This window comes from Ralstonia chuxiongensis, assembly GCF_024158925.1.
Classification (GTDB): domain Bacteria; phylum Pseudomonadota; class Gammaproteobacteria; order Burkholderiales; family Burkholderiaceae; genus Ralstonia; species Ralstonia chuxiongensis.
The window spans coordinates 14,895-36,901 of sequence record NZ_JAMYWC010000008.1 but is presented as its reverse complement, the minus strand read 5'-3'; the positions used below and the strand labels follow the sequence as shown (position 1 = coordinate 36,901).

Sequence of the window (22,007 nt, the reverse complement as noted above, 5' to 3'; positions counted from 1 at the left end):
TTATGCCTTCTTGGCGCGGGCCTTCACGGCCGGCGTGACGATGACTTGACCGCCCTTGGCGCCCGGAATCGCACCCTTGACCAGCAGCAGCTTGCGCTCTGCGTCAATCTTGGCGATTTCCAGGTTTTGAACGGTACGGGTGACGTCACCCATGTGACCGGTCATGCGCTTGCCCGGGAACACGCGGCCCGGATCCTGCGCCATACCGATCGAGCCCGGCACGTTGTGCGAGCGCGAGTTACCGTGCGAGGCGCGGCCCGACGAGAAGTGGTAACGCTTGATGGTACCGGCGTAGCCCTTACCAATCGTCACACCCTGGACGTCGATCTTCTGACCGACTTCGAACAGGTCGACGCTGATGTTCGCACCAGGCTGGAATTCAGCGGCACGAGCGGCATCCACTCGGAATTCTTTGATGACTTCGCCCGCTTCCACGCCGGCTTTGGCGAGATGACCCGCCAGCGGCTTGGTGACGCGGCTGGCGCGTCGGGTGCCGAAGGTGACTTGAACCGCGGTATAACCGTCGGTCTCGTCCGTCTTGATTTGCGTCACGCGGTTGTCGCCGACCTCGAGCACGGTGACGGGAATCGAATCGCCGTCGTCCGTGAAAATACGGGTCATGCCAACCTTGCGACCTACAAGGCCAAGGCTCATGGTTTGCTCCATTCCCAGCTGCGATTGGCCGGGGCTGATTGATACTACGAATCTTGAACTGGACTGCGCCTAAAGAGACAGCGCTAGGCCAAAACGGCCCGCCCACTCCCCTGACTAAAGGGGTAGCCCTACAATATATCCGGGTTACGGACAATATGCAAGAGCGATTGCCGAATGGTGTTCCGGACATCGTGTGCAATGCAACATCCGACGCTCAAAAGCAAAACGGCGAGCACTTGGCTCGCCGTTTGCCCGTTACCGGAAGGGTCCGGTAGCGTTGTCTTGCTTATTGCAGCTTGATCTCGACGTCCACGCCAGCCGGCAGGTCCAGCTTCATCAGCGCATCAACGGTCTTGTCCGTCGGGTCGACGATGTCCATCAGACGCTGGTGCGTACGGATCTCGAACTGGTCGCGGCTGGTCTTGTTGACGTGCGGCGAACGCAGAACGTCGAAACGCTGGATGCGAGTCGGCAGGGGCACCGGGCCCTTGACGATCGCGCCAGTGCGCTTGGCGGTTTCAACGATTTCGGCGGCCGACTGGTCGATCAGGCGATAGTCGAAAGCCTTCAAGCGGATACGGATCTTCTGGTTCTGCATGATGTTTCCTTAAAGAGCATGGCGGCCGGGCCGCCGGTAGATTGAAAGAGCGATGCAACAAGCGAGGCGCCGCACCCCTTACGAGGAACAGCGCATCGATCCGCCTTTTACTTCAGGATCTTGGCAACGACGCCGGCACCGACGGTACGGCCGCCTTCACGGATTGCGAAGCGCAGACCTTCTTCCATGGCGATCGGGGCGATCAGCTTGACGGTGATCGACACGTTGTCGCCCGGCATAACCATTTCCTTGCCTTCCGGCAGGGCGATCGAGCCAGTCACGTCCGTCGTACGGAAGTAGAACTGCGGGCGGTAGTTGTTGAAGAACGGCGTGTGACGGCCGCCTTCGTCCTTCGACAGGATGTAGACCTCGCCCGTGAATTCCGTGTGCGGCTTGATCGAGCCCGGCTTTGCCAGCACTTGGCCGCGCTGGACGTCTTCGCGCTTCGTACCGCGCAGCAGAATACCGACGTTGTCGCCTGCTTGACCTTGGTCGAGCAGCTTGCGGAACATTTCCACGCCCGTGCAGGTCGTCTTGTCGATCTTCGGCTTGTCGCCGTCCATGGCGATACCGACGATTTCGATTTCTTCGCCGACCTTGACGACGCCGCGCTCGATACGGCCGGTCACCACGGTGCCGCGACCCGAGATCGAGAACACGTCTTCCACCGGCATCAGGAACGTGCCGTCAACAGCGCGCTCCGGCGTCGGGATGTAGGTGTCCAGTGCGTCGGCCAGGTTCATGATGGCCACTTCGCCCAGTTCGCCCTTGTCGCCTTCCAGCGCCAGCTTGGCCGAACCCTTGATGATCGGGGTGTCGTCGCCCGGGAAGTCGTACTTCGACAGAAGTTCGCGCACTTCCATCTCGACCAGCTCCAGCAGCTCAGCGTCGTCCACCATGTCGCACTTGTTCAGGAAGACGATGATGTACGGCACGCCGACCTGACGGGCCAGCAGGATGTGCTCACGCGTTTGCGGCATCGGGCCGTCAGCGGCCGAGCACACCAGGATTGCGCCGTCCATCTGGGCGGCACCGGTAATCATGTTCTTGACGTAGTCGGCGTGGCCCGGGCAGTCAACGTGCGCGTAGTGACGGTTAGCCGTTTCGTACTCGATGTGCGCGGTGTTGATCGTGATGCCGCGTGCCTTTTCTTCCGGCGCTGCGTCGATTTCGTCGTACTTCTTCGCGGTACCACCGAACTTGCTCGACAGCACGGTTGCGATCGCTGCGGTCAGCGTCGTCTTGCCGTGGTCAACGTGACCAATCGTACCAACGTTCACGTGCGGCTTGGTCCGCTCGAACTTTTCCTTTGCCATGTCAGCTCCTCAATTCGGAATCGGCTAATTACTAGATTTGGATGCGGGCAGCACGCACACGCGCGCCGCCCAAAACACGTTGATTACTTCGTACCCTTGGCAGCCATCACAGCTTCGGCGATGTTCTTCGGTGCCTCAGCGTATTGCTTGAATTCCATGGTGTACGTGGCGCGGCCTTGCGTCTGCGAGCGCAGCGACGTCGAATAACCGAACATTTCCGACAGCGGGACTTCGGCCTTGATGATCTTGCCGCCGCCCACCATGTCGTCCATGCCCTGCACGATGCCGCGGCGGGACGACAAGTCGCCCATCACGGTACCCGTGTAGTCTTCCGGCGTTTCCACTTCCACGGCCATCATCGGCTCGAGCAGAACCGGCGTGGCGCGGCGCATGGCTTCCTTGAAAGCCATCGAGCCAGCCATGCGGAACGCGTTTTCGTTCGAGTCCACGTCGTGGTACGAACCGAACGTCAGCGTGACCTTCACGTCCACCACCGGGAAGCCCGCCAGAATACCGGCCGGCAGCGTGTCGACGATACCCTTCTCGACTGCCGGGATGTATTCGCGAGGAATCACACCGCCCTTGATGGCGTCGACGAACTCGAAGTTCTTGCCAGCCTTCTTCGCCTCGTCATCCGCCGGTTCCAGCGTGATCACAGCGTGACCGTACTGACCGCGACCACCGGACTGCTTGACGAACTTGCCTTCGACGTCTTCAACCTTCTTGCGGATGGTTTCGCGGTAGGCAACTTGCGGGGCGCCGATGTTGGCTTCCACGCCGAATTCGCGCTTCATGCGATCGACCAGAATTTCGAGGTGCAGCTCACCCATACCCGAAATGATGGTCTGGCCCGATTCTTCATCGGTACGCACGCGGAACGACGGATCTTCAGCAGCCAGGCGGTTCAGGGCGATACCCATCTTTTCCTGGTCAGCCTTGGTCTTCGGCTCGACAGCCTGCGAGATCACCGGCTCCGGGAACACCATGCGCTCGAGAATGATCGGAGCGCTCGGGTCGCACAGCGTGTCACCCGTGGTGGCATCCTTCAGGCCCACCGCAGCGGCGATGTCACCTGCCAGCACTTCCTTGATTTCTTCGCGCTGATTGGCGTGCATCTGCAGAATACGGCCCAGACGCTCCTTCTTCTGCTTCACCGGGTTGTACACGGTGTCGCCCGAGTTGATCTTGCCCGAGTAGACGCGGAAGAAGATCAGCTGACCAACGAACGGATCGGTCATGATCTTGAACGCCAGGGCCGAGAATTTCTCGTTGTCGTCTGCCTTGCGCTCGAGCTTCTTCTCTTCGTCGTTTTCGTCAATGCCTTGAACCGGCGGAATGTCGACCGGCGACGGCAGGAAGTCGATCACGGCGTCGAGCATGCGCTGCACGCCCTTGTTCTTGAACGCGGTGCCGCACAGCATCGGCTGGATTTCGCAGGCGATGGTACGGTCGCGCAGTGCCTTGACGATCTCAGCACGGGTCAGCTCTTCGCCGCCCAGGTACTTTTCCATCAGAGCTTCGCTGGCTTCAGCGGCCGACTCGACCATCTTCTCGCGCCACTCGTTGCACGTGTCAACGAGTTCAGCCGGAATGTCGGTGTATTCGAACTTCACGCCTTGGCTGGCTTCGTCCCAAATGATCGCCTTCATTTCCAGCAGATCGACGACACCTTGGAAACCATCTTCAGCGCCGATGGGCACCACGACGGGCACCGGGTTGGCCTTCAGCCGGGTTTTCAGCTGGTCATAGACCTTGAAGAAGTTCGCGCCGGTACGGTCCATCTTGTTGACGAACGCCAGACGCGGAACCTTGTACTTGTTGGCTTGGCGCCAGACGGTTTCCGACTGCGGCTGCACGCCGCCCACCGCGCAGTACACCATGCACGCGCCGTCCAGCACACGCATGGAACGCTCCACCTCGATGGTGAAGTCCACGTGGCCCGGGGTGTCGATGATGTTGAAGCGGTGCTCGGGGTAGTTGCCGCCCATGCCCTTCCAGAAGGCGGTGGTAGCAGCAGACGTGATGGTGATGCCGCGCTCTTGCTCCTGCTCCATCCAGTCCATGGTGGCAGCGCCATCATGCACTTCACCGATCTTGTGGTTCACACCGGTGTAGAACAGGATCCGCTCGGTCGTGGTGGTCTTGCCGGCGTCGATGTGAGCGGAGATACCGATGTTACGGTAGCGCTCAATGGGGGTCTTACGAGCCACGGTTAATCCTCAGATTCGTCAACGGGGCGCCGGCCCATGGCCAAGCGCCCCTAATACAAATGGGCGAGATGTGCGCACACAGCCCGCCCAGCAACCAACAACGTCTCGCGTCGCTTAGAAGCGGAAGTGCGAGAACGCCTTGTTGGCTTCAGCCATGCGGTGCACTTCATCGCGCTTCTTCATGGCGCCGCCGCGGCCTTCCGAGGCTTCGAGCAGCTCACCAGCCAGACGCAGGGCCATCGACTTCTCGCTGCGCTTCTTCGCAGCTTCCCGCAGCCAACGCATCGCCAATGCCAGACGACGCGACGGCCGGACTTCGACCGGCACCTGATAGTTGGCGCCACCAACACGACGGCTCTTCACTTCGACCACCGGCTTGATGTTGCCGATAGCCAGCGTGAACACCTCGATAGGCGCCTTGCCTGCTTTCTTCTCGATCTGGTCGAACGCACCGTAGACGATACGCTCAGCCACCGACTTCTTGCCGTCCAGCATCAGGACGTTCATGAACTTGGCGACTTCCACATTGCCGAACTTCGGGTCCGGCAGAATTTCCCGCTTGGGGACTTCACGACGACGTGGCATCTTCTTTCCTTCTCTGTTCAGTTGAGAACCGCTTTGGTTCTCCGGCCACCAACTAGCTTGTCTTCCAACAATCTGAGCCGGGTGACCACTTACTCGACGGTGCCAGTGCGGTCAAAAAACGCACCGTTGTACCGCCTGCTCATGACAAGACCGTGACCGCAAAAGCGGCGCGATCTCACTGACGACTTAAGCCGCCTTCGGACGCTTCGCGCCGTACTTCGAACGCGCTTGCTTACGGTCCTTGACGCCTTGCAGGTCAAGGGAGCCGCGCACGATGTGGTAACGCACACCCGGCAAGTCCTTCACACGGCCGCCGCGGATCAGCACGACGCTGTGTTCTTGCAGGTTGTGGCCTTCACCGCCGATGTACGAAATGACTTCGAAACCGTTGGTCAGGCGCACCTTGGCGACCTTACGCAGTGCCGAGTTCGGCTTCTTCGGCGTCGTGGTGTACACGCGGGTGCACACGCCGCGACGCTGCGGGCAGTTCTCAAGTGCCGGGCTCTTGCTCTTCAGCTTTTCCGAGACGCGGGGCTTGCGAACCAGTTGATTGATGGTTGGCATTGTTCAATCCAGCTTGGTTTTTGAAAAATCGCCGGTTCACATAACGTGAACGCCTCATTTGTGAGGCGGACGGCGCAATCGGGTTTTATGGAAGTGGCGAGCAGAACGCTCTGAAGGGAGGACCTGCGGGAACAGATCAAGACCAAAGAGCGCGAGCCCGTCTGGTTCAGATGTCTTGCACAGCGCTTTGCCGGGCACGGACGTGCGAAACCAGAAGCCAAAAACTCGAATCTGGCACTATAGCGGGCTGTCTTGCAAGCGTCAAGCGCGCCACCAGTCTGGCGACGCCTGAGTAGATCAGCAACGGCGCGGTGTGGCGCCAATGGCACGCGGCGCGCTCGCTGGCCACAGAAAGACGAGTGCCGCCGCCGCCACAAACCCAAGCGCCAGAACGGATACGCCGATCCATCCGCCACCCGCCCATGCCACGCCGGCCAAGCCACCGCCCGCGGCTGCACCAAAGAAGAACGCGCCGGTGTACAGACCATTCACGCGCCCGCGAATCTCCGGGGACAGCGTGTTGACCATGTAGCGGCCGAGCGCCTGGTCGCCAATGGCACCGAAGTCGAGCAGCAGCGCCGCAGCTACCAACATCGCCAACATGGCCGGGACGCTGAGCCCCGGCAACAGTGCCGAAGCCAGTGCCAACAACAAACCCGTCGCCGCACTGCCGTGCGCGAGCAGCGTACCCACGCGCACCAAACCGCGATCCGCCAGCCGTCCGGCAATCGGCGCGGCCATAACGCCGGCCGCACCGCACAGCGCAAAGATCCCAATGCCATTCTGCGAAAGATGGAACGGCGCTGCCGCCAACCGCAAGGCCACAGCGGTCCAGAACAGCGTGAACGCCGCCATCAGCAAGGCCTGGGTGGCGGCGCGGCGGCGCAACAACGGTTCGCTACGCAGCAGACGACCGTACGAGCCCAGCAGCGCGCCGTACGACAGCGTGCGCGGCGGCACGAAGGTCGGCATCACGCGCGGCAGGAAGACGGCCAGCACGGCAATCGCCACCGCCGATGCGCCGTAGAACGCTCGCCAGCCCCACTGCGCCGCAATCAGGCTGGCCGCCGGGCGCGACAGCAGGATGCCCAGGTTCAGGCCAATCATGATGTCGCCGAGCACCCGCCCGCGCCGGTGGTCGGCGGCCAGGCGGCCCGCCAGCGCAATCAGCATCTGAATGACGGTCGACGTGAGGCCGATGGCAAAGGCGGCGAGCATCAGCACTTGGCCGCTGTGCGCGACGGTGGTCAGCGCCAGCGAAGCCACCGCGCCCCACAGCGTGCGCGAGGCGAGCGCGCGGTTGTCCTGCAGATCGGTCAGCGGCATCAGCAGCAACAGGCCGATGCCGTAGCCGATAAGGGTGGCGGTGACGAGCAGCCCCGTTGCGGCCGTGGTCCAGCCGATGCTCGCGGCGATCTCAGCAATCAGCGGCTGGATGCCGAACAGGTTGATGACGATGAGCCCGACAGCGGCGGCAAACAGCGGCGTGGCGCCGTGGGGGAGCCGGTCGGTGGCTGGCGGGTTGGAAACGGCAACAGCAGGAGCTTCGGTAGTCATGATGAACAGGACGAAGGATCGGAGCACCCATCGTAGCCAGCCGATTCGCGCAGATTAAGGTAGCCTTTGGCGCAATATTGTTTCCGCAAACGTGCAAATATGGACGGACTCTCTGACGTGGCGATCTTCGTGCAGGTAGTGGAGCGCGGCAGCCTGTCGGCGGCGGCGGATGCGATGGGCATGTCGCGCGGTGTGATCAGCAAGGCGCTGGCGCGACTGGAGGCTCGGTTGCAGACGCGTCTGCTGCAACGAACAACGCGGCGCCTGTCACTCACCGAGGCAGGCGCGGCGTTCTTCGAGAAAAGCCGCGAAGGCCTGGCGCTCGTCGATGCGGCCGAACAGGCCGTAACCGCCCTGCGCGATGAGGCGCGCGGCACGCTGCGGGTGTCGGCGCCGGCCTCATTTGCGGTGACGTTGCTGGCACCGCTGTTGGGCGCATTCCAGGCGCGCTACCCCGCCGTGCAGATCGACCTGGATATGAACGACCGCTACGCTGATCTTGTCGCTGGGCGCATCGACGTGGCGATCCGCATAGGCATGTTGGAGGATTCTTCTCTGGTGGCGCGGCGGCTGGCGAGTTGCGCGCACGCCATCTACGGGGCCCCGTCGTATTTTCGCGAGCGGGGCATTCCGCAGTCGCCGGAGGATTTACGCAATCACAACTGCCTCGTCTACGCCAATTACGACGGACCGCACGACTGGGTGCTGACTGACGCAGCCGGCCAGCGCCATATCGCCCACGTGAATGGCTCGATGCTGGCCAACAACAGCCTCGTGCTGCGAGAGGCGGCACGTTCAGGGTTGGGGGTATCGCTCGGGCCGGCGTATCTGGTGCGCGACGACATTGCGGCCGGCCGCTTGCAGGCGGTGCTGACGAACTACACGGCGCGGGAGGTGCCGCTGCACGCCGTCTTCACGCAACGTGTGCACCTGCTGCCGAAGGTACGGGCGTTTGTCGATTTTCTGGGTGACCACATCCGCAGCACCGGCGTGATGGGGCCATTGCCGCCGTCCGCTTAAGCCTGCTCGCGGCATTTCTCCAGCACGTCGAGCAGCGCCTGGCCGTAGCGGTCCAGCTTTGCCATGCCAATGCCCGGCAGCTCGCCAAGTGCCTCGCGCGAATCCGGATCGGTCTCGGCAATGCGCGCGAGTGTGGCGTCGTGGAAGATCACATACGCCGGCACGCTGTGCTCTCGCGCGGCCTGCGTACGCCATGCACGCAATGCCTGCCAGCGCACCTGAGCCTCGGCGGAAAGCTCGGCGGCCGGATCGGCGCGACGCTCCTTCTTCGCCGACGATGACGACGAGCCACGCACCTTCTCGGCCTGACGGCGCAGGATCACCGACTGCGCGCCCTTGAGCACGGGGCGCGCCGCGTCGGTCAGGATCAGCGCGCCGTGACCGCCGTGATCCACCGCAAACAAACCCTGCGCGACCAACTGACGGAACACGCCGCGCCACGCGGCTTCGGACAGATCGCTGCCGATGCCGAAGGTGGAAAGCGTCTCGTGGTGCCACTGTTTGATGCGCTCGGTCGCGTTGCCGCGCAGGATATCGATGAGCTGGCCGGCGCCAAAGCTCACGCGACTGGCCTGCTGCACGCGGTATGCGCAGGACAGCGCCATCTGGGCCTCGCGCGTGGCGTCCCAGGTTTGCGGCGGCGTCAGGCACGTATCGCAGTTGCCGCACGGCTGGCTGCTTTCACCAAAGTACGCAAGCAGCGCCACGCGGCGACAGCTAGCGGCTTCGCACAGGCCGAGCAGCGCTTCGAGCTTGGCGGTTGATACGCGCTTGTGCACATCGTCCGCATCGGACTCGTCGATCATGCGGCGCTGCTGCACCACGTCGGACAGGCCATACGCCATCCACGCGTTGGCCGGCATGCCGTCGCGGCCAGCGCGGCCTGTTTCCTGGTAATAGCCTTCCAGGCTCTTGGGCAAATCCAGATGCGCCACGAAACGCACGTCGGGCTTGTCGATGCCCATGCCAAAAGCGATGGTCGCCACCATCACGACGCCCTCCTCCTTGCGGAAGATCGCCTGATGGCGGGCGCGCACTTCGGAGTCCATCCCGGCGTGATACGGCAGCGCGCGGATGCCCTGCTCGGCCAGCCACTGCGCGGTCTCCTCCACCTTTTTGCGCGACAGGCAGTAGACGATGCCGGCGTCGCAGGCGTCGCCGTCCATGTGTTCGGCGCGGATGAAGCGCAGCAGTTGCTGACGCGCGCTGTCCTTCTCGACGATGGTGTAGCGGATGTTCGGGCGGTCGAAGCTGGAGAGGAAGACGCGCGCGTCCGTCAACGCCAGCCGTTCAACGATCTCGTCGCGTGTGACGGCATCGGCCGTGGCGGTGAGCGCAATGCGAGGCACGTGCGGGAAACGCTCGTGCAGCACGGAAAGTTGGATGTACTCCGGCCGGAAATCGTGCCCCCATTGCGACACGCAGTGCGCTTCGTCGATGGCAAACAGGCCGATGCGCGATCGCTCAAGCAAGTCGAGGAAGCGCGGCGTCATCAGCCGCTCGGGCGCCACGTAGACGAGATCCAGCCGCCCTGCCGCCAGGTCTCGCTCAACCTGGGCGGCCTCGGCGCCCGTCAGCGCGGAGTTGAGATACGCGGCGCGCACGCCGGCCTCTTCCAACGCGGCCACCTGATCCTGCATCAGCGCGATCAGCGGCGAAACCACAATGCCGGCGCCCTGCCCGCGGCGGTGCCGCACGAGCGCCGGGATCTGATAGCAGAGCGATTTGCCGCCGCCGGTAGGCATCAGCACGAGGCAATCGCCGCCGTCCGCCACATGGGTGACGATTTCCGCCTGCGGGCCGCGGAAAGCGCTGTAGCCGAACACATCGTGCAGCACCGCATGCGTGGCGGCGGCGGTGTCTTCGGGCAGCGCCTGCAGCGCGTGGTCTATGGCGGGGGAGTCGTACATCGGGACGGCGGGTGCGCGCGGGGTCACGCGCGGGCTGGGCGAAACCGCTATTGTGACAAACCCCGCCGAGGGGTGGTCAATCAGGACACTCGGATTGTGGGCAACGCGGCTGTCAAACCTTCCGCGCCACGATGCGATGGATCGTACGCCCCGACGACTGGCTGACAGCCGCCTCGTCAAAGACCAGTTCGGTGCCGGCCAGCGCCTCGCGCACGGGCGTCGCATCGAACGACGTGAACAGCCGGCCGCGCCCATCTCGCTGGTCGGAGTCTGGCGTGACGCGCCAGCTCAGGTACAGCGTGCCCTCCGGGCGCAGCAGCGACACCAAGCGCTCCACCGACGCACCAATCTGCTCGGGCGGCAAATGCATGATGACGGTCTCGCAAAGGACGTTGTCGAACGCGCCTTCGGCAATACCGACCAACTCAGGCAACAGCGCCTGCCGGAACGACAGCCCTGGATACTGCTCGCGCGCCGCTTCCAGCAGCCCGGCGGAGGCGTCATAACCGACAGCTGGATAACCGTTAGCGTTGAGCCACGCCACCTCGCGGCCTGCGCCGCAGCCGATGTCAGCGGTGGCGCCACCTTCCTTGAACTCACGTCGCAGCAACGCGTACAGGTCTTCAGGCGCGGGCTGCTCGCGCCACTCCTGCGCGAAGGTCTCGGCAAGGGTGTCGTAGGCGGCAACGGTCTGTGTATCCATGGCGGCTCCGAAAGCGTGTGGGCTACTTCATCGTGAAACTGCGTAACAGCGTCAGATCGCCAGCCTTGCGCATCGGCACGACAAACGTCTGTTGGCGCTCGGATGGCGTGTTCTCGTCGGTGATGATGGTGACGGTGGCGGTCGTGATAGCGCTGCTGTCATTGCCGCTGCCGTAGTAATTCACGTAGACGAGATACGTTCCCGGCACGGGGGCCGGGTTCGAATAGATCTCAGGACCATAGCCGGTGGTGACGTCCACGTCGAGCGCGCCGCCGTTTTGGACCACGCGGTTGCCATACCACGCGTGCTGCCCGTCGGGCGAAATGACGTGCAGGTCGAGGTCGGTGCCGTCGGTGTCCCACGACAGGACAACGCGCAAACGCGGACGCTGCTTGCCGGAGTAGCTGTCGTAGAACTGCACGCGCTTGGCGTCGCCGCGCGCGCTGCGCACCTCGACGCTATTGCTGCCCGCGCCAAATGCATACGGGCGCGAGAACGTACCGTCAGCCTCGACGCGCTGCGGCATGGCCACGCCATTGACGATCAGCGTGCCCACCGAGGAGCCATCGGCGCCACGACGGCGGCGCGGCTTGCTTTCGTCCGCTGCTGCGGCAGTCTTCGGCTGGTTGCGGATGCGCCCGGCAATTATCGACGCGATACCCTGCCCTTGCGGCGTCGACACCGACACCGCCGGGTAATGCACGTCTTGTGTGTAGCGGGATTCGTCGCCCGCCGAATTGCGCCAGCCGTTGAGCGGCGCGGTGATCTCGATATTCCCGGCGTCGGTTTGCGCGAGCACGCCGCCAGCGGCCGCAGATGTGGCAAGCGCGATGGCAGCGGCAAGGCGGAAAGTGGAAGGCATCATGTGCGTCACGTCAGAAGCGGATGGATTTCATCAGCGCCAGCTCACCGATCTTGCGCAGCGGCACGCTGACGAACTCGCGCCGCTCGTTGGGCGTGTTCTCGTTATAGATCAGCGTCAGTTGCGCGGTGATGAGATCGCGGTCGTGCGCCTTTTCGTCGAAGTTGTAGCCGCCGGCGTTGAAGTTGCCCCAGTAGTTCACGTAGAACAGCCACACGCCAGGGCGCGGCGCGGCGGTCGAGAAAATCTCGGGGCCAGCGCCGTCGACGCTGTCCACGTCGAGCCCGCCGCCGTCGGACAGGAGCGGCTGCGCCCAGAACGCGTGATCGCCAATCGGCGAAATGACGTGCATGTCGACCTCGGCGCGCGGGTCGTCCCACGTGAGGATGGCGCGCAGCTTGGCCGACGTCTTGGTGGTGTCGGCCTCGTAGAACTGCAGGCGTTGGCGCGACTGGCCATCGGGGCTCACGATTTCGACGCTGTTCGAGCCGGGGCCGAACGCCCAGGGGCGCGCGAAGCGGCCTTCGCCATCGCCATACAGCGGCATGGCGTTGCCGTTGACGACAAGCACCGGCGGGCGGCGCTGCTTGCCGACCGCGCGGATGCGTCCGGCGATGAGCGTGCGGTATTTTTGCGCGCCACGGTCCACGGGCGGTTTCGGATACGCAGCGGTGTATTGCTCCAGCTCGTTGGTCAGCTTGCTGTTGCGCCAGCCGCCGATGGGCCGCTCCAGATCGGCCACCGGCTCAGCCAGCGCCGAAGCGGCCAGCAGCAGCGTGGCAGCCCCGAGCGCCAAGCGCGTCATCCCACTCTTCACAGCAAACCCTCCCCTCGGATCAGGCGACGCGCCATCGCCTCGACAAACTGTTCGTCCTGCCCGCGCGGGTGCCGCGCAAAGGCCAGATGCAAATATTCGTGCGTCAGCGCGATGCGGTCCTCCTCGGTGGCAAGCCGATGCACGTAGAGCCGGTTGCGGCGCGCATCGGCGTACGGGCGACCCTCTTGTACGACGCACACGGCGGGCAGCGGCGGTGTCTCGTAACCGGGCTCGGCACTCAGGCGCGCGGACCAACGCGGCGCGCGCGCCTGCAGCCACTGCTGCGCGCCCGCCACGGGCGAACAATCCCCCGCTACCGGGCTCTGGAACGACGTGAGCGTCGCCTGCGGCCACCACTGCGCAAGGATCGCGTCAAACCCCTGGCCGCGCTGTGCGGCGGCACGCGCGGCGGTCCAGCTCATCTGGCCGCGCGCGCTGATGGTGCCGTGGTACTGCACGGACTGGCCGGTCAGGACCAGCGTGTCGGTAAATTCGGCGGCGTTGCGTGCGGCGGCCAGCGGCGGGCGCGGTAGCACGCGCTGCGTGCGCGAGCTGTCAGCGATGCGGTAGCAGCCCTTGTCGCGTGAGGCGTGCTGCACGAGATAGCTGCGCGCCGCCACGGCCAACGCACGCGCGGCCTGTGGCTCGGCGAGTTCACCTTCGCGCTCGACCACGCGCGCCACGTAATCGTTCATGCCCAGGCGGCCCGTGATGACCGGCGCGTTGTTCTGACGCGCGAGCGTCAACTCGCCCTTGCTTTCGATCGGTAGCGTATTGCCGTTGACGAAGTGCACGGCGTAGCGGCCTTCGAGGCGACCGGGGGCGACCGGCCGGCCGCTGGCATCGCGCACCTCGCGAATCGGGTAACGCGCGAAGAAGTCCACCGCGACGCAGGCATCGTCGTCGGGCACGGGCGTCTGCTCGATTAACGGCGTGAGGCGCGGTGCAGCGGCGGCCAGCACCTGGTTGCTCGATCCCGCGCCGCCCAGCCAGACAGGCGTGCCGTCGGCGAGCCATCCCGCGGCGCCGCCGATCGACGCGCCAGGGCGCTGCGGGTCGGGCATCGTCCACGTTTTGGCGCGCAGCAGGCCGCCGAAATCCGACACCGTGCCCTCGCCACGCCCGACGGTCAGCACGGAGACGAGCGTTTGCGCCGCGGTCTCGCGGCCATCGGCCGGAACGCTGTGCAACGCGGTGAGCAGATCGGCGACCGGCACGCGATGCGTCGGCTGCATGGCACGCAGGTCGCGCAACCATGCGGGCGATCCGGCTTGCTGCCAGAAGCGACGCCAATCCGCGCGATCCAGGCCGAGACGTGCGGGCTCGAAATAGCGTCCGCACGATTGGATGAGTGCGCGCTCGCGGTCGATGCTGTTGCCGGCAGTGCAGCAGTAGACCTCTTCGGCGTCGTTGCCGTGGCACGTGTAGTCGGGCGTGTTGATGCGGCGCGAGACGAGGTAGCTGTAGACGAAGAGCTTCCAGACGCTGCCGAGCGGTGTTTCGGCGGCGCGCGGCAAGGCGGCGGCTTGCGGCATGCCACCGGCCGGGTCAGCGCTGAATTGCCAGAGCTTTGCCTCGTCGCCTTGCAAAGCGGCATATCGCAGCTGCGAAAGCGGTTGGCCGACCGGCGCGGCGATGGCGTGCCCAGCCTGCCCGGCAAGCGCGCAGGTGCCGCCAGCCCAGAATAGGCTGGTCAGCACACCACGCGCGAGCAGGCGGGAACGCATCGCCAGATCACTCCACCTTGAACGGATAGCTGGCCGTCTTGCCGTCGCCCTGGAACGCCTTGGCTTCCGGCTGGTACATGCGGAAGTAGCGCACCGGCGGCAGCGCGAAGCGGCCCGGTAGCGAGAAGCGCACAAGCTGGCGCAGCACGGTCGGGCGCTCCAGTGCGGGCACCGGCTGGTTATACGAGAGCTGGCCCATTTCATATGCGGCCTTGCGCTCGAACGGCTGCGCGCCGTTGCCTTCGTTCGGTTCGCCCTTCAAGCCGTCGATCTGGATGCCCCAGGTGGTGGCTTCCACTTCGGCGCCCGGCGGCAGCGGGACTTCGACCAGGCCGTAGCGGTACGTGCCCTGGCGCGGCGTCAGCACCACCTCGTCAACGTAGAGCGCGTTGCTGTCGAGCGTGTCGCCCGACTTGACCGGCTTGGCGGTAAAGGCGATGCCGCTGCTGCTGGCATCGGCCGCCGGCTGCTTGGGCGCCTTCGGATCGGCCTTGGCGGGCGCGCTGTCGATCGGCTCGAGACGGTACAGCTTGCGCTCCACCGTGATCGGCAGCTTGGAGGCCTCAGCCGCGCGGCTGCGGTACGACACGATGGCCGATTGCGTGGTCACGTCGGTCGGAGCCACCGTCAGGTCCAGTGCGGCGGGCACTTGCGCGCCGGTCCAGCGCCACGTCGGCACACCCACCGGCGAGCGCGTCGCCTGCCAGCCGCCAGCCGAAACGGCCGGCTGGACGGTGGCAACGCTGGCGCCTTGCAAGCCGCCCAGACCCTTCTGCAGCCAGACCAGCGCAATAGCGCGATCCATCGTCGGCATGGCGGCACTCGCGCGGGCCAGCAACGGCGCCGGGTCGGCAGCCGAGCGGCCACCGCCCATCAGCAACAGGCTCTGCACCAGCGGCGAGTTGTTGGCGGCGAGCGCGTTGCGTGCAGCAATGTCGGCGGAGACCAGCGCTTCCGGCACCGGCTGACCGACTTGGCGCATCAGCTGTGCCGTCAGCACTGTCGCGACCTGACGGCCGCGTGGCGAATCCGGCGCCACGAAGATCAGGCTGTCACCCGCTGCAGGATCGGCATCGGCCGGGGCCTTGGCCGCCTTACCGCCACTAGGTGCAAGCTCGTTGGCCACGCCCGACAGCGGTGTTGCCACCGGCAGACCCATCTCGTTGGCAAACCACAGCGCGAGCGCGCGATGCAGCAGCGGCTCGTTCTGACTGGTGCGCTTGTAGGCTTCGAGCACCTGCTTCCAGTTGTCTGCCGGCAGGCTGATGCCGACCGAGCGGCTGGCGAGCCAATCTGCGTAATACGCATACGACGTGATCAGCGCGCTGCTTGTTGTCAGCTCGCCCCACCAGCCGAAGGTGCCGTTGGTGCCGGCCAGCAATGCCAGACGTTGGCGCTGCGTGCGCAGCAGCGCGTCGACGCCTTGCGTGCCTGCGGGGCCACCGTCACCCACGCGCGTGCCGGTGGCAGCCAGGCTCTGCTGTGCAAGTGCCAGCGGGATCAGGCGGCTGGCGGTCTGCTCGGCGCAACCGTACGGATACTCGATCAGGTCATCCGCCACGCGAGCAAACTGGCTGGCCGTGTTGCCGACCACGCGCAGGCGCACGTCGCGCGCATCGGCAGGCAGGCCAAGCGGCAGGCGCGTGCCCTGCAACTGCGTGAGCGGGACGACGTTTTCACGGTCGGCCAGCCAGCCCGTTGCATCCAGCTTGAGCGTGGTCTGCAGACGGTCCGAAACCTTGCCGTCCTGCTTCAGCTCGGCATTCACGACACCCGCCTGCAGCGCCGTGACGGGCGCACGCAGATAGTTGGCGCCGCGCTTGAGCGTCACGCGCTGGTTGATGTTCAGGCCAGCGCCGGAAACGATCCAGTCGGCGGTGACGTCCTTGTCGGTCTGGTTGAAGGCGACCATGTCCAGACGCGGCTGATCGCTTTCGCGGAAGCGTTGCGGGCCGGTCCACTTCAGGTACAGCGGCTTGTCGGAGCGGATGCTCGCGGTGCGCTGGCCGACGATGCCGTCTGATGCGCCGGTGGTGGACACCGCGCGCACGGTAATGCGCCAGCGCGCCAGCGAATCCGGCATCTTGAACGTCATGCGGGCGCGGCCATCGGCGCCAGTCTGCAGGTTGGCGACCCAGGCGGCGGTGTCCTGCTCGTCGCGGCGGGGCCGCTCCAGCACCTTCACGCCACGCTCGTTATGGCGGCCATACGTGCCACCCGGTTTGCCCGGCAGCGAGGCGAGCGCCAGGTCGTAGCTGATGAAACTCTGGCTCGACGTGGTGCGCACGCTGTTGCGGCGCGGGTGATAGAAGAAGTCGACGATGCTGGGCGCCACCTCTGGCTGCAGCACGTAGATCATTTCGTCGACCACCGACACGGTCAGGTTGGCCGGCACGGGCTTGCCCGCCGGCCCGCTGGTCAGGTCCAGCGTGACGGTCTCGCCCGGGGCGTAGACGGCCTTGTCGGCATGGACGCCCAAGTCCAGCGTCGGTTGCGTGACGACGATGCCGGCGTTCTGGAACACCATGTCGCCATCGCGCACGTACAGCACCGAGAACGTCATGTTGGGCGCGAACTCCGCGCCGATCTTGATGCGCGCGCGGTATTGCGACGGCGTGACCTTCTGCAGGCTCAGCCATTCGCCGCCGCGCGTGAGCAGCGCGTGGCGCTCGACCTTGTCGCGCTCCAGCGTGAGCAGCGCATCATCCACCGGCAGCGGGAACGTGATCAGCGCTTCGGCCGTGTCGCCAATCTGGTAGCGATCGCGGTCGAACACCATTTCGATATTGCCCGGCACGGTCTGTACGCCGTCGCCGGCCACCCAGTGGCTTGATGCGGCAAGCAGGTTGCCGGCCGCATCGCGCACAGACAGCGTGTACGAGCCGGGCTGCTCGAACTTGACCGGGAACGTGGCGTTGCCCTTGGCATCCGGCGCCAGCGTGCCTTCGGTGCGGGTGCGCGTTTCCAGGCGCACCAGATCCCACTTCGCGGGCGGGGCGCTGGCTCCGCTTGCGCCACCAACAACCGGCATCGGCGTGAGCGTGAACGACACGTTCTGGCCCGGCGTGGTGAAGTTCGACGTGGTCGACAGCTTGTACGGCGTGGCGCCGCGTGCGATCAGCAATTCGCGCGTGACCTTCACGCGATACGCTGCGCCGTCGTTGGCAAACACGGTTACGACGTAGCGGCTCGGTTCCTTGGCGGCGGGCAGTTCCAGCTTGGCGTTGCCGTCGCCGTCGGTGGTCAGCTCCTGCTGCTCCAGCTTGACGGGGAACAGACCCGCGTAACGCAACTCGCCCTCCACCATCGTCACCTGTTGCGCGCGCAGGCTGACCGATACCTTGCCGTTCTTGACCGGCTTGCCGTCCGGATAGCGCAGGCTGATCTTGCCCTTGACCGCTTCGCCCGTGCCGTAGCTCGCCTTGTCCAGCGACAGGTTCACGTCAAAGTGCGGCTTGATGTATTCGGCCACGCGGAAAGCGCCGCCATAGGTGCCGCCGTTGTAATCGAAGCGCAGCGAGTAGCCGCCGGCCGGCGCGTTGGACGGCAGCGTAAAGCGCGCATCAGCCCCGGTCTCGCCCGCCAGGCGCGTGGTGGACGTGGCTACCGGCGCGCCATTCGGGTCGAGCACTTGCAGCTTGATGTCGCCGGCAGCCGGCACGGTCGATTCGGTTGCGTTCTTGAAGTTGCGGCCGATGAACTTAACGTTCACTTCGTCGCCCGGGCGATACAACGGACGATCGGTGAAGGCGTACAGCTTGGTGTTGTAGATCTCGCTGTCGTAATAGAAATTCTCGGAGATGAACACGCCGCCCGCGCGGTCGTTGCCGATCACGTAGCTGCGCTCAGGCGACACGTGGCGCAGGTCGGCCGTGCCGTCGGCTTCGGTGGTGCCGGAGGCGAGCACGCCCACACCGTCGGTCCAGCTCACCGATGCGCCCGCAACAGGCTTGCCGCTCTTGCGCTCGGCCGTCCACACCATCATCCCTTGCGAAGTGCCCTTGGTAACTGCCACGGTATCCGACACAAACAGCAGCGTGTGCGCACGGTACGCGCCAATCACCGCTTCAACGATGTACAGACCCGCCGGCAGCTTGCCGACCGGAATCATCACGTTGCCGGCGTTCTGCGGCATCCATTCGCTGCTGCTGCCCTCGAGCTTCACGTCCTTGGGCGGTGCGATGGGCTTGGCATCCCAGATCGGGTAGCGGAAGCGGCCCAGCAGTTCGTAGCCCTTGAGCGGCGCGTACTGCGGGTTGTTCGAGAAGCGCGTGGGCGCGGTCATCTGATCGCCCATGCTGAACTGCGGCGCGGTCTCCACGGCCTTGCTGCGCGTGGCAAACGACAGCACGCGTTGCCAGGCGCGGCGGGCCTGGCGCGTCCAGTTGTCCCACAGATAGGCGAGCGTGTTGGCCAGGCCTTCGCCCGTGTAGTTGGCCTTGACGTCGATGCGGTGCAGGTTCTTCTGCGCCTTCAAGAATTCCAACGGCTGCGGCACGCGGTAGACGAGGATGTCCGCGCCGCCGTAGCGGGAGAGTTCGTCCTTGTACTCGCGGCCCGGCGCCTCGAGGCGGACCATCGCTTCCTGATCGGTGCCGTAGCTCGCGTCCGACAGCAGGAAGAACGGCTGGCCCTTGAACGGCTCGTAGCCGCTGCCCGGCACGTCGAACAGCGTGGGATTCGGTGCTTCCGGCGCATCGGCCGCATGCGCTGCCGGCATCGAAGCGACGAACGCCAGCACCATCAGACTGACGGCGGCAACGAGATTGAACGACAGCCAACGGTTGCGCATGAGTTTTTCTACCGTGTCAAAAAGGCCAGACGAAACACGCCGATGAAGTTGGGGTTGCCGCTCTGCGGCTGCCAGCGCGAGTCTTTCCATTGCATCAGTTCAGAGACCGGGACCGCGCGCAGGCCGTTGTCGGTGCGGGTGACGGTGCCGGTGTGGTAAGCGATGTAGCGATCCATCCAGATCATCAGATGCTGGTCGTCGCCTTGATCGAAGAAGAGCAGATCGCCCGGGAGCGCCTGGTTGACGTCCTTTGCGATGAATCGGCTGTTCTGCTGGATGAGGCCGAGCGCCGACACATATGCGCCGGTACTGCCATCGAAGCGTGCCCACCGCTGCGTGAGCGTGCGCTGGGCAGGCGTGAGATTCAGCTCGGGCGGCAGGTGTCGCGCGGATTCCGCATCGCGCATGCCGTTGGCGCGCAGCCACCGCGCGTCGTGCGTGCGCAGCGCCTCGCCTGCAGCGAAGCGCACAAGGCCGGCGCAGTCGCGGTGCGTCCAGCGCGGCGTCGGGCCTTGGCGGAGCTGCTCGTTGACGATGCGGACGAACCACGCACGGAACACGCTGGATTGATCGGGCGTTAGGGCATCGGCATCCGCAGGTGCCGTGTCGGCCCAGCCCGACAACGCATGCACAGACGGAGCGAGCAGGCAGGCGCCCGCCGCCGTCAACCAACGGCGGCGGTTCAGCGCGGCGGCCTGGGCGCGCAGCGTCATTGCGAGCTGGTGTTGTCTTCGGAAGCGGGAGTCGCAGCCGCTGCGGTCGGCGCATCAGCCAACGGGGCAGATGCTGCAGCTGCGTCAGCCGGCGGCGGCGTGCCATCGCCACCGGCAGGCAGACCGCGTCCGCTCGACAACCACGTCACCGGCACCCAGCCACGCGACGACGGCACGCCGCCATCCAGCAACAGCGACACCGGCGCGTACCGCGACAACGCCTTGAGCTTCGGAAACAGATGCGTCTGCGCAGCGTTCAGGAACACCGCTTCCTGGTCGGCCGGCAACGCGGCACCCGCTTCGCGGCGGACGAGCGGCGCGAGCGATGCGGGCGTCATCGTCAGCACGATGCGATCGGTCTTGTCCTTCGGCAGGCTATCCGCCACTGCCGGGAAGCGCTTGGCGAGCACTGCCAATGCATCATCGACGAGGCGCGCGTCCGGCGAGAACACCACCACGTCTCCAGCAATCGCCAGCGTGACGGGGAAGTAGCGCTCGGACGATAGCTGCGCCGCAAACGGGGCATCCGCCGATTGCGCCGTACCGTAGCGCGCGCTCACAGGCCGCTGCCACAGCGTGGCGTTGGCGGGTCCCGGCTTCGTCGTCACCGGCAGGCGCTTGTACGGGCCGGACTTGTCGTCCGCCTGCGCCTTGGCTTCGTACGACCCAATGATCTGACCGAAAAGCGCCGCCAGGGCCGGCTTGACTACCTCGGCCTGCGACGCCGACGACAGCTTCGCCACGAACAGCGGCGCGACCAGCGACGACTTGCCGTACCAGCACGCTGCAGCCGGGCCCGCAAACGCGTCACCAACGTGCGCGGCGGCTTCGCTGACCTCCTTGGCGTCGCCGGTCACGGACTTCAGCAGCGTGCCGGCAGCCTTCCAGTCGACCGGCAGCGTTGCGCACGCGGCCGGGTCAGACGGGAGTGCGCGCCACAGGCCTGCGTTATCCCACTTGCCGGTCAGGCGGCTCGGGTCGATGAGCGCGGCGCTCTGCCAGCCGTTGCCCCCGCCGTCCTTGCCCGAACCGAAGTCGAAGCGCAGCGCTTCAATGCCGGGAAAGTACTGCTGATAACCAAACGACAGATAGTTGGCGCTCACCACAACGTGATGGCCCGTCGGCTCCTGCGCGGGCAGCGCGTACGCCGTGCCCTGCACGTTACGCTTGCCGGCATCGTCCGACAGCAGCGCCGCCAGCGCGCTCGCCTGCTTGGAAATCGGCTTGCCGTCCTTGTCCATCAGGATGCCCGGCTCGGACAGCGCGATAAGCCGATCGCCCTTGCTGGCAATCAGGATCGAACGCGTGGCCGAGAGCCTGAGCGCATACACCGGCGCGCCGGAATCGCCGAGCCCATCGGCGACTTTGGTGAGCTGCGTGTCGCTCGTAGCCACGGTGGCCACGGCTTCGAGCGCCTTCGCCAAGCCGTTGCGCTGCATCGAGAGCACCCAGTAGCGCAGCTTGTCGTCGGGGCCACGCCACAGCATCACGCGGGCGGGCTCGTCAAACACGTGCTTGAGCACCGTCTCAGCCAGATCGAGCTTCTGCTCGTACGCTAGGCGGCGCAGCGCACCAGCCACCGAGAGCCGGTCTTCGTTGCCCTCGTAATAGGCGACGAAATCTTCTGTCAGCACATCGCGCAGCAGCGGCACGCGCAGCACGTCGCGCGGCAGTTGCGACAGGCTTTGGCTGTCGATCAGGGCATCGGGATATGTCAGGTCGAGCTGGACCTGGCGAGCGTGCAGCGCGCGCGTGCGGCCAAACGGGTGCCAGACCATCTGCACCACCGCCGCACCGGCAACGACCAGGGCGACCGCACCAACGGCGATCTGCTTGCGTGTGAGCTTCATGGAGGAATCGTCGGCAAGACTGGAAGGGCCGGCGACTTGCTGGAACCTGCTCCGCTGGAGGGCGCGCAGATTGTAAAAAGTGCCGGTCTATAACCGCGAAATCATAGCGGCTGGCATGTTAAGGCGGGT

Annotated in this window: 16 protein-coding genes; 1 reads left to right on the top strand and 15 read right to left on the bottom strand. The window is 65.3% G+C overall.

The annotated features are described in order from the left end of the window. The 7 genes from rplC to NKG59_RS22890 all read right to left on the bottom strand — a co-directional run bounded on the left by rplC (position 1) and on the right by NKG59_RS22890 (position 7,484). Entirely contained in the window at positions 1 to 654 is a 654-nt protein-coding gene (rplC, locus tag NKG59_RS22920) for a 50S ribosomal protein L3 (protein WP_024977883.1), read from the bottom strand. Between the two features lie 286 nt (positions 655 to 940). Beyond that, a complete protein-coding gene (gene rpsJ / locus NKG59_RS22915) occupies positions 941 to 1,252 on the bottom strand; it encodes a 30S ribosomal protein S10 (RefSeq protein WP_004634473.1) in 312 nt (103 codons plus the stop codon). A 107-nt stretch (positions 1,253 to 1,359) separates the two neighbouring features. Further along, a complete protein-coding gene (gene tuf, locus NKG59_RS22910) occupies positions 1,360 to 2,568 on the bottom strand; it encodes an elongation factor Tu (protein WP_024977884.1) in 1,209 nt (402 codons plus the stop codon). 83 nt (positions 2,569 to 2,651) lie between these two features. After that, complete coding sequence (gene fusA, locus NKG59_RS22905) at positions 2,652 to 4,778, bottom strand: elongation factor G (protein ID WP_045203008.1); 2,127 nt, start codon at positions 4,776 to 4,778, stop codon at positions 2,652 to 2,654. A gap of 114 nt (positions 4,779 to 4,892) precedes the next feature. Then, a complete protein-coding gene (gene rpsG / locus NKG59_RS22900; RefSeq protein ID WP_004634470.1) occupies positions 4,893 to 5,363 on the bottom strand; it encodes a 30S ribosomal protein S7 in 471 nt (156 codons plus the stop codon). A gap of 186 nt (positions 5,364 to 5,549) precedes the next feature. Continuing rightward, positions 5,550 to 5,927 (bottom strand): 30S ribosomal protein S12, encoded by a 378-nt coding sequence (rpsL, locus tag NKG59_RS22895; RefSeq protein ID WP_003265519.1) that lies wholly within the window; start codon positions 5,925 to 5,927, stop codon positions 5,550 to 5,552. Between the two features lie 297 nt (positions 5,928 to 6,224). Beyond that, positions 6,225 to 7,484 carry an MFS transporter gene (locus NKG59_RS22890; protein WP_253541830.1) on the bottom strand — a complete coding sequence of 420 codons (1,260 nt, stop codon included), beginning with the start codon at positions 7,482 to 7,484 and terminating at the stop codon, positions 6,225 to 6,227. A gap of 99 nt (positions 7,485 to 7,583) precedes the next feature. On the opposite strand from NKG59_RS22890, the gene NKG59_RS22885 reads away from it, so the two are divergent. Continuing rightward, positions 7,584 to 8,504 (top strand): LysR family transcriptional regulator, encoded by a 921-nt coding sequence (locus NKG59_RS22885; RefSeq protein ID WP_253541827.1) that lies wholly within the window; start codon positions 7,584 to 7,586, stop codon positions 8,502 to 8,504. Here the strand turns inward: NKG59_RS22885 and recQ are convergent. The 8 genes from recQ to NKG59_RS22845 form a co-directional block, all read right to left on the bottom strand. Beyond that, on the bottom strand, positions 8,501 to 10,414 hold the full coding sequence (gene recQ, locus NKG59_RS22880) for a DNA helicase RecQ (RefSeq protein ID WP_253541824.1): 1,914 nt from the start codon (positions 10,412 to 10,414) through the stop codon (positions 8,501 to 8,503). The two genes, NKG59_RS22885 and recQ, sit on opposite strands and share 4 nt — an antisense overlap. 112 nt (positions 10,415 to 10,526) lie before the next feature. Further along, on the bottom strand, positions 10,527 to 11,117 hold the full coding sequence (locus NKG59_RS22875; RefSeq protein WP_045203004.1) for a class I SAM-dependent methyltransferase: 591 nt from the start codon (positions 11,115 to 11,117) through the stop codon (positions 10,527 to 10,529). Positions 11,118 to 11,139: 22 nt separating this feature from the next. Further along, the gene (locus NKG59_RS22870; protein ID WP_253541820.1) at positions 11,140 to 11,982 is read right to left on the bottom strand and encodes a YfaP family protein; all 843 of its coding nucleotides are present in this window, start codon (positions 11,980 to 11,982) and stop codon (positions 11,140 to 11,142) included. Between the two features lie 10 nt (positions 11,983 to 11,992). After that, positions 11,993 to 12,784 carry a YfaP family protein gene (locus NKG59_RS22865; RefSeq protein WP_253541817.1) on the bottom strand — a complete coding sequence of 264 codons (792 nt, stop codon included), beginning with the start codon at positions 12,782 to 12,784 and terminating at the stop codon, positions 11,993 to 11,995. Between the two features lie 8 nt (positions 12,785 to 12,792). After that, positions 12,793 to 14,523 carry a YfaQ family protein gene (locus NKG59_RS22860; RefSeq protein ID WP_253541815.1) on the bottom strand — a complete coding sequence of 577 codons (1,731 nt, stop codon included), beginning with the start codon at positions 14,521 to 14,523 and terminating at the stop codon, positions 12,793 to 12,795. Positions 14,524 to 14,530: 7 nt separating this feature from the next. After that, positions 14,531 to 19,315 carry an alpha-2-macroglobulin family protein gene (locus NKG59_RS22855; RefSeq protein ID WP_253541813.1) on the bottom strand — a complete coding sequence of 1,595 codons (4,785 nt, stop codon included), beginning with the start codon at positions 19,313 to 19,315 and terminating at the stop codon, positions 14,531 to 14,533. A gap of 8 nt (positions 19,316 to 19,323) precedes the next feature. Further along, on the bottom strand, positions 19,324 to 20,028 hold the full coding sequence (locus NKG59_RS22850; RefSeq protein WP_024977894.1) for a DUF1175 domain-containing protein: 705 nt from the start codon (positions 20,026 to 20,028) through the stop codon (positions 19,324 to 19,326). Further along, a complete protein-coding gene (locus tag NKG59_RS22845; RefSeq protein ID WP_253541812.1) occupies positions 20,025 to 21,878 on the bottom strand; it encodes a DUF2138 domain-containing protein in 1,854 nt (617 codons plus the stop codon). The genes NKG59_RS22850 and NKG59_RS22845 overlap by 4 nt, the downstream gene beginning before the upstream one ends. Positions 21,879 to 22,007: the final 129 nt, after the last annotated feature.

What these genes read in the sequence shown, in the direction of transcription:
- NKG59_RS22875 (WP_045203004.1), bottom strand. Translation starts at nt 11,117, where the DNA reads ATGGATACACAGACCGTTGCCGCCTACGACACCCTTGCCGAGACCTTC.
- NKG59_RS22850 (WP_024977894.1), bottom strand. Translation starts at nt 20,028, where the DNA reads ATGACGCTGCGCGCCCAGGCCGCCGCGCTGAACCGCCGCCGTTGGTTG.
- rpsL (WP_003265519.1), bottom strand. Translation starts at nt 5,927, where the DNA reads ATGCCAACCATCAATCAACTGGTTCGCAAGCCCCGCGTCTCGGAAAAG.
- NKG59_RS22860 (WP_253541815.1), bottom strand. Translation starts at nt 14,523, where the DNA reads ATGCGTTCCCGCCTGCTCGCGCGTGGTGTGCTGACCAGCCTATTCTGG.
- NKG59_RS22855 (WP_253541813.1), bottom strand. Translation starts at nt 19,315, where the DNA reads ATGCGCAACCGTTGGCTGTCGTTCAATCTCGTTGCCGCCGTCAGTCTG.
- recQ (WP_253541824.1), bottom strand. Translation starts at nt 10,414, where the DNA reads ATGTACGACTCCCCCGCCATAGACCACGCGCTGCAGGCGCTGCCCGAA.
- tuf (WP_024977884.1), bottom strand. Translation starts at nt 2,568, where the DNA reads ATGGCAAAGGAAAAGTTCGAGCGGACCAAGCCGCACGTGAACGTTGGT.
- NKG59_RS22865 (WP_253541817.1), bottom strand. Translation starts at nt 12,784, where the DNA reads ATGACGCGCTTGGCGCTCGGGGCTGCCACGCTGCTGCTGGCCGCTTCG.
- rpsJ (WP_004634473.1), bottom strand. Translation starts at nt 1,252, where the DNA reads ATGCAGAACCAGAAGATCCGTATCCGCTTGAAGGCTTTCGACTATCGC.
- NKG59_RS22845 (WP_253541812.1), bottom strand. Translation starts at nt 21,878, where the DNA reads ATGAAGCTCACACGCAAGCAGATCGCCGTTGGTGCGGTCGCCCTGGTC.
- NKG59_RS22870 (WP_253541820.1), bottom strand. Translation starts at nt 11,982, where the DNA reads ATGATGCCTTCCACTTTCCGCCTTGCCGCTGCCATCGCGCTTGCCACA.
- NKG59_RS22890 (WP_253541830.1), bottom strand. Translation starts at nt 7,484, where the DNA reads ATGACTACCGAAGCTCCTGCTGTTGCCGTTTCCAACCCGCCAGCCACC.
- rplC (WP_024977883.1), bottom strand. Translation starts at nt 654, where the DNA reads ATGAGCCTTGGCCTTGTAGGTCGCAAGGTTGGCATGACCCGTATTTTC.
- NKG59_RS22885 (WP_253541827.1), top strand. Translation starts at nt 7,584, where the DNA reads ATGGACGGACTCTCTGACGTGGCGATCTTCGTGCAGGTAGTGGAGCGC.
- rpsG (WP_004634470.1), bottom strand. Translation starts at nt 5,363, where the DNA reads ATGCCACGTCGTCGTGAAGTCCCCAAGCGGGAAATTCTGCCGGACCCG.